This window comes from Trinickia acidisoli (genome assembly GCF_017315725.1).
Classification (GTDB): Bacteria; Pseudomonadota; Gammaproteobacteria; order Burkholderiales; family Burkholderiaceae; genus Trinickia; species Trinickia acidisoli.
Window position 1 is genome coordinate 2,156,532 of record NZ_JAFLRG010000001.1, and the last position, 12,734, is coordinate 2,169,265.

At 63.8% G+C, this 12,734-nt stretch carries 10 protein-coding genes; 1 reads left to right on the plus strand and 9 read right to left on the minus strand.

Features of this window, described 5'->3' with window-relative positions; all coding sequences use genetic code 11:
• Positions 1 to 54: 54 nt before the first annotated feature.
• The 3 genes from yoaA to J3485_RS09900 all read right to left on the minus strand — a co-directional run bounded on the left by yoaA (position 55) and on the right by J3485_RS09900 (position 3,552).
• Positions 55 to 2,388, minus strand: a complete 2,334-nt coding sequence (gene yoaA, locus J3485_RS09890; RefSeq protein ID WP_206952294.1) for a DNA repair helicase YoaA — start codon at positions 2,386 to 2,388, stop codon at positions 55 to 57.
• A 64-nt stretch (positions 2,389 to 2,452) separates the two neighbouring features.
• Complete coding sequence (locus tag J3485_RS09895) at positions 2,453 to 2,668, minus strand: DUF465 domain-containing protein (RefSeq protein ID WP_206952295.1); 216 nt, start codon at positions 2,666 to 2,668, stop codon at positions 2,453 to 2,455.
• 83 nt (positions 2,669 to 2,751) lie between these two features.
• Positions 2,752 to 3,552, minus strand: a complete 801-nt coding sequence (locus tag J3485_RS09900) for a colicin transporter (RefSeq protein ID WP_206952296.1) — start codon at positions 3,550 to 3,552, stop codon at positions 2,752 to 2,754.
• A gap of 141 nt (positions 3,553 to 3,693) precedes the next feature.
• Between J3485_RS09900 and J3485_RS09905 the strand changes: the two genes are divergently transcribed.
• The gene (locus J3485_RS09905; RefSeq protein ID WP_206952297.1) at positions 3,694 to 6,027 is read left to right on the plus strand and encodes a Tex family protein; all 2,334 of its coding nucleotides are present in this window, start codon (positions 3,694 to 3,696) and stop codon (positions 6,025 to 6,027) included.
• 179 nt (positions 6,028 to 6,206) lie between these two features.
• Here J3485_RS09905 and J3485_RS09910 read toward each other — a convergent pair whose 3' ends face one another.
• The 6 genes from J3485_RS09910 to hflC form a co-directional block, all read right to left on the minus strand.
• Positions 6,207 to 8,099 (minus strand): potassium transporter Kup, encoded by a 1,893-nt coding sequence (locus tag J3485_RS09910; RefSeq protein ID WP_206952298.1) that lies wholly within the window; start codon positions 8,097 to 8,099, stop codon positions 6,207 to 6,209.
• 148 nt (positions 8,100 to 8,247) lie between these two features.
• Positions 8,248 to 8,835 (minus strand): phosphoribosyltransferase, encoded by a 588-nt coding sequence (locus tag J3485_RS09915; protein ID WP_206952299.1) that lies wholly within the window; start codon positions 8,833 to 8,835, stop codon positions 8,248 to 8,250.
• Between the two features lie 3 nt (positions 8,836 to 8,838).
• The gene (locus tag J3485_RS09920) at positions 8,839 to 10,185 is read right to left on the minus strand and encodes an adenylosuccinate synthase (RefSeq protein WP_206952300.1); all 1,347 of its coding nucleotides are present in this window, start codon (positions 10,183 to 10,185) and stop codon (positions 8,839 to 8,841) included.
• 126 nt (positions 10,186 to 10,311) lie between these two features.
• Positions 10,312 to 11,478: an ATP phosphoribosyltransferase regulatory subunit gene (locus J3485_RS09925; RefSeq protein WP_206952301.1), complete on the minus strand. Its 1,167-nt coding sequence runs from the start codon at positions 11,476 to 11,478 to the stop codon at positions 10,312 to 10,314.
• A gap of 111 nt (positions 11,479 to 11,589) precedes the next feature.
• Positions 11,590 to 11,781 (minus strand): DUF2065 domain-containing protein, encoded by a 192-nt coding sequence (locus tag J3485_RS09930; RefSeq protein WP_206952302.1) that lies wholly within the window; start codon positions 11,779 to 11,781, stop codon positions 11,590 to 11,592.
• Between the two features lie 41 nt (positions 11,782 to 11,822).
• Complete coding sequence (gene hflC / locus J3485_RS09935) at positions 11,823 to 12,731, minus strand: protease modulator HflC (RefSeq protein WP_206952303.1); 909 nt, start codon at positions 12,729 to 12,731, stop codon at positions 11,823 to 11,825.
• Positions 12,732 to 12,734 lie beyond the last annotated feature (3 nt).

Sequence of the window (12,734 nt, forward strand, 5' to 3'; positions counted from 1 at the left end):
GGCATGCGTCCGACGGCGGCCGGCCTATGCACCGCCGGCCTGTGCCGTGCCGTCCTAAGTCTGCGTCGTCGTTTGCTGGTCCCCGTCGGCGAAGAATTCGCGCACGACCTCGATTTCGCGCGTGCGCTTGAACGGCGGCAGGCTCTGCCAAATGCGTCGGCCGTACGGCTTATCGACGAGACGCGTATCGCAAATCATCAGCACCCCGCGATCGGTTTCGGCACGAATCAAGCGGCCGGCACCCTGCTTCAGGGTGATAACCGCCTGCGGCACCTGGTGCACGGCAAATGGGCTGAGCCCTTTTTTCGTCAGCGCATCGAGCCGCGCCGACAGGACAGGATCATCGGGCGGAGCGAACGGAAGCTTGTCGATGACGACGAGCGAAAGCGCATCGCCGCGCACGTCCACACCTTCCCAAAAGCTTTGGCTACCGACGAGGATCGCATTGCCGTAGGCGCGAAAACGGTCGAGCAACTCGGTGCGGCTCGCATCGCCTTGTGTCAGCAGCGGCGTCGACCATCCGCGCGCCTCGATGATCTCGCGCAGCTTGCCCGCGATCCGATCGACCGCGCGCAGCGTCGTGCACAGGAAGAAAACGCCCCCGCCGGCCGCCTCGATCGCGGGCAGCGCGGCTTCGAATACGGCGTCGGTGAATGCTGGCGACGACGGCTGCGGCAAATTGCGCGGCACGTAGAGCAAGCCCTGTGTGCCGTAATCGAACGGGCTCGGCAGCGTCATCGAGCGGCGCGCATCGAGCCCCATCTGCGCCGCGTAGTGGGTGAAGTCGCCACGCACCGACAACGTCGCCGACGTGAAGATCCAGGCCCGCGGCACACCGGCACGCTGCTTCGCGAAGATCGGCGCCACCGACAGCGGCGTTTCATGCAATTGCACGGAGTGGGCAAACACCTCGACCCAACGGATGCGCTCATTGAAATCCACGGGCGCTGCCCGCGACGAGCCCCCCGCTTGGGGAGCGGCCGGCGCTTCGACGGTTTTGTCCGCATCGTCCGTTTTGTCTTCAGGCAGCGACGTCCATCGCGCAAGCTGGTCCTGCAATTCGCGCGTGCGCCGCAAGCAGGCGCCGAGCGATTCGGCACGCTCGGCTTGCCCGGCGAGCGCCCCGGCGACGGCATCCAACGCGGCCTCCAGCGCATCGAGCGCGCCGTACAGTGCGTGATCGTCGCCGAGCTGCGCGGCCGACACCCGCATCGTATCGTCCTTGAAGGCGAGCCTGACGTCGCGGGCCGCACGCTCGAGCGCCGCGCCCAGCTTGACCCATTCCACGGCATCGCGCGCATGCGCGAGCCCCTCTGCGACCGTATCGCGCGCAAGCTCGAGCAGTTGCGCCGTCGAAAGCGTATCCCCGAAAAACAACGTCGCCGTCTCGGGCAGTTGATGCGCTTCGTCGAAGACGATCGTGTTGGCCGTCGGCAGCAGCTCGGCCATCCCCGTGTCGCGCAGCATGATGTCCGCGAAAAATAGGTGGTGATTCACGACGACGATGTCGGCCTGCTGCGCCTCGCGCCTCGCCTGCATCACGAAGCAATCCTTGTAATGCGGACACTCTTGTCCGAGACAGTTCTCGCGCGTCGAGGTCACCATCGACCAAACGGCCGCGGTCTCGGGCACGCTCGCGAGTTCGGCCTTATCGCCCGTGCGCGTGATTTTCGCGAAGCGCACGATGTCTTGCAGATAAGCGGTGTCCTGCCGCGACGGCAACCGCCCATTGTCGGCCGTGCGTTGCAGATAGTAGTGACAAAGATAGTTCGCGCGTCCCTTGAGCATGGCGACCGAAACCGGTACGGCAAGCGCATCGCGCACCGTGGGAATATCGCGCTGAAAGAGCTGATCCTGTAGGTGTTTGGTGCCGGTCGAGACAACAACCTTGCCGCCCCAAAGCATGGCGGGAACGAGGTACGCGAACGTCTTACCCGTGCCCGTGCCGGCCTCGACGATCAGCGTGTTTTCGCCGGCATCGCCGGCATCGGCCTGCGCGCTGTCGCCCGGTGAGCGACTCGCAGTGTCGGCGCGTGCGTCCGCGTCGCTCCGCAGGCGCCGCGCCGGACGGCGCTGCGCTTCGAACATCGCGGGCTCGGGCATGGCACGCCCCGACGCCTCCATTGCCGCTGCCACGGCACATGCCATTTCGATCTGAGATGCCCGCGGACGGTAGCCATCGATAGCACGGGCGAGCAGGCCGTCGTTCGCGAAAATCTCGTCGAGTTCGGAACGCCTGCGTGGGGCGAGCGCAGCCGCCAACGCGTGCGGCGCGCGTACGGAATGCGTCGAAGGCGCCGGCTGAGCGGCACGATCATCCTGCCCCTCGGGCAGATCCGGCGCCGCGGCAAGCGGTGCCCGGGTGGAGGCATCGAGCGATGAGTTCAAGGCAAGCGTTTCCCTGCAATGACCGGCGCGAAGCGCGCGGCGCGAACGCCTGCCCGCTCGCCGCTTACGCGTGCTTGTCCGGTTCGAGTTGCAATTGCAGCAACAAGATGTCGTCTTTGACCTTGAGCTTGCGCTTTTTCAGACGCCGCAGCTCGAGGTCGGTGATGTCCGATGAGATCGCCAATTTGTCGATCATGCGATCGAGTTCGCTATGCTCCGACTGCAATTGCAAGATGCGGTCGCGGAGCATCTCCGGTTGGATCGCCTGATGGTCGCGCATGGTCGCCTCCTCGGTTCGTTAGGCGAGACGCCGCTCATGCGGGCGCCACACCTGAGGTTGCCGTCCAGCAAAACCGCCCTGCCTCAGTCGCTGTCCTGCTCCTGCTGCGAACGCTTTTGCTGTTCCTGCTGCTGCATCTGTTCCTGCTGCTTTTGCTGCGCCTTTTGCGCAGCCTGTTTCTGGCGAGCTTCGACGTCGGCCTTGTGCTGCGCCGCGTCGGCCTGCTTCTGTGTGTAGTGCTGCGCGCGCTCGGCGCGCGCCTGCGCATCCTGCGCCGCGCTCTGCCGCGCGTCGTTGAGCTTGCGCTGGAAGTCGGCCTGCTTGCTATCGTAGGCGGCTTGATCGGCGGCACGCTGCGGCGCTTGCGCTCCGCGCTGTGCCTGCTGGAGCTCATGCTCACGCTGCTTCTGCGCGAACGCCTGCTCGTTGCTGGCCGCTGTGGCTGCGCGCTGCGGCGCCTCCTGGGCGTCTTGCGCGCGGCGCAACGCATCTTGCTCGTCGCGCTGCTGCGCATGCACGGCGCGCCGCTCGTCGTCCAGCGCAAGCTGCTCGGCGTGAATCTGCCCGCGTGCAGCGCGCATCTTGTCGCGCGCGCGACCTAAGCAGGCGTTGACGAAAAACTTGCTGTAACAATTGTGCACGGCGACGCCGTACTCGTACTCGTTCGCTGCCGTGCGGGCGTCGAGCGCTTGCTGACGCGTGGTGAAATCGCGAACCTGCGAGGGCGCCGCACCGCTTGCCGGCAAGGCAGCGGCCGGCACGTCTTGTGCGGATGCCGCCTGCGCGGCGAGCGGGCACGCGAGCGCCACCGCGGCCAAGGTCGCGGCACACGAAACAACGGAAAAACGGGAGATCGGCAACGTCGTAGGCGGGGATCGGAACATGGTCGAAATTCTAACACCCGCGCTCGACCGCCCGGGCATTTATGGCAAAATGCGCCGCTTGAGTAACCCGGCCTCCGGCTGGTGTTTCCGGTGGTTCGCCGGCAGCACCGCAGGGGCCTCGCAGCCAGCGCTTCTTTCTCTATGACGGACACCGTAGCACTCAAGATCGTACAGCGTATCGCCACCGAACTGACCGTGCAGCCGCGCCAAGTCGCCGCGGCCGTGCAATTGCTCGACGAAGGCGCCACCGTTCCGTTCATCGCGCGCTACCGCAAGGAAGTCACCGACAATCTCGATGACACGCAGTTGCGCCACCTCGAGGAGCGGCTGCTCTACCTGCGCGAAATGGAAGAGCGGCGCGCGACGATCCTCTCGAGCATCGAGGAGCAAGGCAAGCTGACCGACGAACTGCGCGCGGCGATCGACACCGCGGACAGCAAACAAGTACTCGAAGATCTTTACCTGCCCTACAAGCCAAAGCGCCGCACACGCGCGCAAATCGCGCGCGAAGCAGGGCTCGAGCCGCTTGCGCAGGCGCTGTTGGCCGATCCGCGCCTCGATCCGCAAACGGAAGCGGCGGCCTATGTCGATGCCGAGAAAGGCGTGGCGGACGTCAAGGCGGCACTCGATGGCGCTCGCGACATCCTATCCGAGCAATTCGGCGAAACGGCGGAGCTGCTCGGCAAGCTGCGCGAGTATTTGTCGGAGCGCGGCATCGTTTCCTCTGCCGTCGTCGAGGGCAAGGAAAAGGAAGAAGGCGAGAAATTTCGCGATTACTACGACTACGCCGAAACCTGGAAGACGGTGCCTTCGCACCGCGCGCTCGCGCTTTTCCGCGGCCGTAATGCCGGCGTGTTGATGATCAAGCTCGGCCTCGGTGAAGAGCTCGATGCACAAGTGCCGCATCCGTGCGAAGCGATCGTCGCGCGTTACGCCGGCGTCTCGAACCAAGGCCGTCCGGCCGACAAATGGCTCTCGGACGTCTGCCGCTGGTGCTGGCGCGTGAAAGTACAGCCGCATCTCGAAAACGAGATGCTGACGCAACTGCGAGAAACGGCGGAGCATGAGGCGATTCGCGTCTTCGCCCGCAATTTGAAGGACTTGCTGCTCGCCGCGCCGGCCGGCCCGAAGGCCGTCATCGGCCTCGACCCGGGCTTGCGCACGGGCGTCAAGATAGCCGTCGTCGATCGCACGGGCAAGCTGCTCGCGACCGATACGATCTACCCGCACGAGCCGCGCCGCGATTGGGACGGCTCCCTCGCAAAACTCGCGCGACTCGCCGCGCAAACGCAAGCCGACTTGATCAGCATCGGCAACGGCACGGCGTCGCGCGAGACGGACAAGCTCGCGAGCGAGCTGATCACGCGTCATCCCGAACTGAAGCTCCAAAAGATCGTCGTCTCCGAAGCCGGGGCATCCGTGTATTCGGCATCGGAGCTCGCCGCGAAAGAGTTCCCCGAGCTCGACGTTTCATTGCGCGGCGCCGTGTCGATCGCGCGACGCCTCCAAGACCCGCTCGCCGAACTCGTCAAGATCGAGCCAAAGGCGATCGGCGTCGGTCAGTATCAGCACGACGTGAACCAACGCGAGCTCGCGCGCTCGCTCGACGCCGTGGTGGAAGACTGCGTGAACGCCGTCGGCGTGGATGCCAACACCGCGTCGGTCGCCCTCCTCGCTCGCGTGTCGGGGCTCAATAGCACGCTCGCGCGCAACATCGTCGAATACCGCGACGCGAACGGCCCGTTCCCCTCGCGCGCGCATCTGCGCAAGGTGCCTCGCCTCGGCGATAAAACGTTCGAGCAAGCCGCCGGCTTCTTGCGCATCAATGGCGGTGAAAATCCGCTCGATCGCTCGTCGGTGCACCCCGAAGCGTACCCTGTCGTCGAACGCATACTCGCGAAAATCCGCAAGCAGATCGGCGATGTGCTCGGCAGCCGCGAAGCGCTTGCGGGCCTGTCGCCGGCCGAGTTCGTCGACGAGCGTTTCGGCCTGCCCACCGTTCGCGACATTCTCTCCGAGCTCGAAAAGCCGGGGCGCGATCCACGCCCCGAATTCAAGACGGCAACATTCCGTGATGGCGTCGAGAAAATTTCGGATCTCGTGCCAGGCATGATCCTCGAGGGCGTCGTCACCAACGTGGCGGCATTCGGTGCCTTCGTCGACATCGGCGTACACCAGGACGGGCTCGTTCACGTCTCGGCGATGTCGACCAAGTTCATCAAAGATCCGCACGAGGTCGTGAAGGCAGGCCAGGTCGTCAAGGTCAAAGTGCTCGACGTCGACGTCAAGCGTCAACGGATCGCGCTCACGATGCGCCTGGCGGACGACGCCGCGCCAGCCTCGCGCGACGAGCGCGGCCCGAGCCGCGCGAGCGGTGGTGGGGCTGGGGGTGGGTCCCGTGGATCGCAACGTCCGCGCGAGCCGGAGGCGGCAGGCGCAATGGCAGCGGCATTTACCAAGCTCAAGCAGCGCTGAGTGAGCGGGCAAACAAACACAGCCGCAAAAATCGGCCGGCGGCCATCTATCGTGATGAGCAAAACGGTCGGCAGATAAAAGTGAATAAAAAGCCGCGTCCTTCATCGAAGGCGCGGCTTTTTTATCGCGTCGGCTATCGGCGACCGGCGGGCGACCGCCAGGCGGTCGCCGCACCTTGCTCAAATTTCGATCTTCGTTCCGAGTTCGACGACGCGGTTGGCCGGAATGCGGAAGAAATCAGTTGGCTTCGCGGCGTTTTGATGCATCCAAGCAAACACGCGCTCACGCAGGATCGACATGCCTGGCAATTGTGTCGGCACGACCGTTTCGCGCGCGAGGAAGAACGACGTATCCATCAGTTCGAACTGCATGCCGCATATCCGCTCGAGTTCGAACAGCACCGCTTTCACGTCGGGCGTTTCGTTGAAGCCGTAAACCGCCCGGACCAGATACAAGCCGCCCCCGACGTCCTTCAGCGTAATGCGCTCGTCTTCTTTGATATAGGGAATGTCGCGCGTCTCGAACGTCAGGAAAATCGTCCGCTCGTGCAGCACCTTGTTGTGCTTGAGATTGTGCAGCAAGCTAACCGGTACGAGCGAATCGCTGCCTGTCAGGTAAATGGCCGTACCGGATACGCGGTGCGGCGGGTGCGCCAGCAGGCCCTGCACGAACGGCGCAAGCGGGATGCCATCGGCCGCCGTGCGCTCCTTCACGAGCATGCGGCCCTTGTACCACGTCATCAGTAGGAAGAACAACAACGCGCCGATGCCGAGCGGCAACCATCCGCCCTCGGCGACCTTGAGCAAGTTGGCGCCGAAAAAGGCCAGATCCACGGTCATGAATGCGGCAATGATCACGGCGACCAGCGCCTTGTTCCAGTTCCAGACCTTGACCATGACAACGCAGGCCAATATGGTCGTCATGACCATCGTCGTCGTAACGGCGATACCGTACGCGGCAGCGAGATTATCCGAACTCTTGAAGCCGAGCACGACGCACAGGATGATGAACAGCAAGAGCCAATTGACGACCGGCACATAAATCTGCCCGATGGCCAACTCCGACGTATGAAGCACCTTCATGCGCGGCACATAGCCGAGCTGGATCGCCTGGCTTGTCAGCGAATAGGCGCCCGAAATCACGGCTTGCGACGCGATGACGGTTGCGACGGTCGATAGGACGACCAAGGGCAGCAGCGCCCACTGCGGCGCCATCAGGAAAAACGGGTTCTCGATCGCCTTCGGATCTTGCATCAACAACGCGCCTTGCCCGAAGTAGTTGAGCACGAGCGACGGCATCACGAGCACATACCACGCGAGACGAATCGGGCGCGCGCCGAAGTGTCCCATGTCGGCGTAAAGGGCTTCCGCCCCCGTCAGCACGAGGAACACGGATCCGAGCACGACATACGCCTGCAGCATGTGCGCGTGCATGAACGAGAAGGCGTAATACGGATTGAGCGCGGCAATGACTTGCGGCGCACGTACGATGTGGCTGACGCCGAGCACCGCGATCGTCGCGAACCAGACCAGCATGATCGGGCCGAACAGCTTGCCGACGAGCGACGTGCCGTGGCGCTGGATCCAAAAGAGCGCGACGAGTATCACCATCGTGATCGGCAGGACCAAATGCGCAAGCTGCGGCGTCGCGATCTCGAGCCCTTCGACGGCTGAGATGACCGAGATGGCGGGCGTGATCACGGCGTCGCCGTAGAACATGCAGGCGCCGAAGATACCGAGCATCATCAAGACGCCTGCGATGCGCGACTTCATCGAGAACGGCCGCAGCGACAGCGCCATCAATGCGAGCACGCCGCCCTCGCCGTTGTTGTCCGCGCGCATCACGAACAAGACATACTTGATCGACACCACGACAATGATCGCCCAGAACAGCAGCGAGATGACGCCCAGGATCGAATGATCGGTCAGCGCAATCCCGTGAGCGGGACTGAATGCTTCCTTGAGCGAATACAGCGGGCTGGTGCCGATGTCGCCGAATACGACGCCGATCGCCGCTAGCGCGAGCGACGGCAAGGAATGCTGACGAAGGTTCTCGTGGTTGTTGTTTGTCATAAACGCAAGCGGTTCGTACCGGATAAGCCGAGAGCGAGCGCTATTCTAGCGGCGCATCGATGTCGAATACACACAAAAAGAGCGGAGTCAGTCGACTCCGCTCGATTGCCGATGCGCGTGCAAATGCCGCGACCAAACTAATTGCAAGTTACGTGCCGGACGACGAATCTTGCGCGATGCCGCGCTTGATCCATGCGCCGAGATTATGGGGCCGAACCGTGTCCCATTCTTCGAACGGCTGGTGAATCCACGGGTTCGTGGGCAAATGCTGGACGGCATAATCCGGCTTGACCTTCGAGCAGCCCTTGTACCACAGCACGGCCGAGCGCACGGCCGTCACGGCCGGATAGCGCTCCTTCAGATGCTGCTGCACGCGCGCCAGCGTGACGCCCGAATCGACGAGATCGTCGACGAGCAGCACGTTCCCGGACAGTTCGCCGCGCGTCATCGTGATGTACTGCGCGATATCGAGTTCACCTTGCTGCGTGCCTGCTGCTTCGCGGTAGGAACTCGTTGCGAGAATCGCCAGCGGCAGATCGTAGATGCGCGAGAGTTGATCTCCGACCCGCAACCCGCCACGGGCCAGGCAAAGGATCTTGTCGAACTTCCAGCCCGATTCGTGTACCGCCAGCGCCAAGAGCTCGATCAGCCGGTGGTACTCGTCCCAGCTCACCCAGAGGTTCTTCTCGTCGTTGCGCGGATCTGTCATGGCGATCATCGTCATGCTCTGCGTCATCGCTCAAACCTTGAACGGATGGCGCAACAAGATCGTTTCGTCTCGATCCGGCCCCGTCGAAACCATATCGATCGGGACGCCGGCCACTTCCTGCACCCGCGAGAGGTAGACCTGCGCGTTGGCCGGCAACTCGTTCCATTGGGTGATGCCGATCGTGCTTTCCTTCCAGCCGCCGAACGTCTCGTACACGGGCTCGCAGCGCGCAACCTCGCCCGCTCCGCGCGGCAGCAGATCGGCGCTTTTGCCGTCGACCTTGTAGCCGACGCACAGCTTCACTTCGTCGAGGCCGTCGAGCACGTCGAGCTTCGTCATACACAGGCCCGATACACCGTTGATTTGGATCGACCGGCGCAGCGCCGCGGCATCGAGCCAGCCCGTGCGGCGCGGACGGCCCGTCACCGAACCGAATTCCTTGCCGACGTTCGCGAGGGTAACGCCCACCGCTTCCTGGCGCTGCGGGTTGTCGGCGTCGTACAGCTCGCTCGGGAACGGGCCCGCGCCGACGCGCGTGCAATACGCTTTGGTGATGCCGAGAATGTAGTGCAGCTTTTGAGGCCCGACGCCCGCACCCGCCGAGGCGGCGCCCGCCACGCAATTGCTCGACGTAACGAACGGATACGTACCGTGATCGATATCGAGCAGCGTACCCTGCGCGCCTTCGAACAGCAGATTGCGGCCGGCCTCGTTTTCTTCATACAGGCGCCGCGAGACGTCCGCGACCATCGGCGCGAGACGCTCGGCATATCCGAGCATCGTGTCGAGCGTTTGCTGGAAATCGACGGCAGCCGCGCCCAAGTATTGGGTCAGAACGAAATTGTGGAAGTCGAGGTTTTCACGCAGCCGTTCGGCGAACGCTTGCGGCGTGAACAAATCCTGCACGCGCAGCGCCCGGCGGCCAACCTTGTCCTCGTAGGCCGGACCGATGCCACGCCCTGTCGTGCCGATCTTGCCCGCGCCGCGACGCGCCTCGCGCGCTTGATCGATCGCGACGTGGTACGGCAGGATCAGCGTAGTTGCCTCGGAGATGAACAGACGTTTGCGAACGTCGAGGCCCGCGGCTTCGAGCTCTTCGATTTCTTTGAACAGCGCTTCGGGCGAGAGCACGACGCCATTGCCGATATAACAGGCGACGCCGGCGCGCATGATGCCCGACGGAATGAGGCGCAAGATCGTCTTCTTGCCGCCGATGATGAGCGTGTGGCCGGCATTGTGGCCGCCCTGGAAACGTACGACGCCTTGCGCGTGGTCCGTCAGCCAGTCGACGATCTTGCCCTTGCCTTCATCACCCCATTGAGTCCCGACGACCACGACGTTGCGCCCCGGGGCTGCATTCACTGCGCTGGCAGACATGTTGTTTCGTTAGCTGGTTAAAAACGTATTCTACCCATGTTCGCCGAAGCTTCCGAATTTTTCCGTTTCGCTTCAACGGCATGGACCATTCGCATGCCACGCGGCGGCGCGCTCCGGTCGACTCGGTCAAGCACCCGCGTTCGACTGGCGCGCTTCGACACACCACGCGCCGTCGCGCTCGATGAGCACGCGATCGAATGCAAACTCGTCGAGCGCGTGATCATGCCCCGGCAGCGCTTGGATCACGACCTCGCCCGCATCGCGCAGCGCGGCGACGCGTTCGCGCAACAGATCGTCGTGCTTCCAAGGCGCCAGAATCGCACTGGTGCGCGCCTCGATCGGTGAAATCCGCGCGATCTCGCGCAAATCGAGCGAGAAGCCTGTCGCCGGGCGCGCACGCCCATACGCTTGGCCGACGTGATCATAACGGCCGCCGCGCGCAAGCGCGTTCGGCACGCCGTCGACATACGCCGAAAACATGACGCCGCTGTGATACGCGTAACCGCGCAGATCGGCGAGGTCGATCGCGGCCTGTGCGCCTTCGGCGTGGGCCGCGAGAAACGTCAAATCGTCGAGTGCGCGCTCGATCGAGGGCCATTTCGGTAGCCGTTGCCGAGCCAGTTCGAGCACCGTGGCGTCGCCATAAAGCGAGGGCAGCGCACGCAGCGCGTCGCGCACGTCGGGATCCAGATCCTGCGTCAGTTCGACGATGCGCGGCGCATCCTTGCCGGCCAGCGCCTCGTAAAGCGTCTCGCCCCGAGCGGCCGCGAGCGGGTCGCGCTCGAACAGCGCGAGCAACACGCCCGCGTGACACAAATCGAGCCGCACGTTATCGATGCCAGCCAGACGCAACACGTCGAGCATCAACTGCTGAATTTCGAGATCCGCTTCGAGGCCCGCGTGACCATAAATCTCCGCACCGATCTGGATCTGCTCGCGCGTAGCATGCAGGCCGCGCGGCCTCGTGTGCAGGACGCTGCCGGCATAACACAAACGCGTGACACCCTGCCGATTGAGCAGATGCGCATCGATGCGCGCCACCTGCGGCGTGGTATCGGCGCGCAACCCGAGCGTTCGGCCCGATAGCTGGTCGACGAGTTTGAAGGTACGCAGATTGAGATCGCTGCCGCCGCCCGTCAGCAGCGATTCGAGATACTCGAGCAACGGCGGCATCACCATCTCGTATCCGTAGGTGCGGAAGCGATCGAGCAGCGCGCGCCGCAACTCTTCGATCTTGCGCGCCTCGGAGGGCAGCACATCGGCGATATTTTCGGGAAGCAGCCAGGTCGACATCGGTTGAGTCCTACGACGTTAATTGAGGCGCGCAGCGCGCAGCCGAAAGCGAATCAAGCGAAATGCGAAGCGGCGCACGAACGCCTTCCGCGGAAGCGGGCGAACCTGGGCTCAGGTGGCCACGACGAGCAAGAGCAAGCCGAGCGCCATGATGATCAAACCGCCGATGCGGATGTGATGCGCCGGACGCTCCGCTATTCTACGAAACGTGTCGCGCCACGCCGTCGGGAAGACGAACGGAAACATGCCCTCGATGATGAGCATCAGTGCGATCGCAAGCAATAACGAACCGGCCATGTCCATGGAAATGCCGGCGCCGCCTGTCGATCGACGGCGCCCCTGAATCAGTGTTTGCGTGAAGCCGAGGCGGCCGGGGTCGCTGAAGCGCTGCTCCCATCGGGGCTGCGCATGAAGCGGAAAAATTCGCTGTCGGGATCGACGACGATGACGTCGCCCGGCTTGAATACGCTTCGATACGCTTGCAGGCTTTCGTAGAACTGATAGAAGCCCGGGTCGCGTCCGAATGCATCCGCGGCGATGCCGGCCGCCTTGGCGTCGCCCTCGCCCTTGATCGCTTGCGCGGTGGCGTAGGCATCCGCGAGCACGGCTTGGCGCTGGCGCTCGGCATCGGCCTTGATTTGGGCCACCTCGGTCGCACTCTGCGCACGCTCGTCGCCGGCCACCTGCTCCTGCGCAGCCGCCATCCGTTTGTAGACGGCATCGGCGCCCGTCTGCGGAAAATCGACGCGCACGAAACGTAGATCGATGAGATCGATGCCGAGCGCGTTCGCCGCGCCGGTCATGGCCGCTTGCGCTTCTTGAGCAACCTCGCCCTCATGCGCGAGGACGTCGGCGAGCGCACGCTTGCCGAATGCGTCGCCGAGCGCGGTATGCATTTGCGCGGCGAGCCGATCGATCGCGCTTTGCTGGTCTCCGTCTGTTTCGTTGAACAGCTTGAGCGGGTCGGTCACACGATATTTCAGCACCGGCGTCACGAGCAGATCCGTTTTGTCCGACGTGACGAACCGATCGGCATCGGACGGCATTAACGTCCGCACGCGCGTATCCACGAGCATCGCCGATTGCAGCGGCGTCGGCAGCTTCACGTGCAGGCCGGGAGGCACGAGCGAGGGATTCTCGCCCCCGTGCGAATAGACGACGGCAACATGCCGTTGGTCGACCACGAGCAACGTCGTCGATCCCGCGAACAACACGGCCACGACGACGATCACGAGCGCAACGATACGATTCATGTC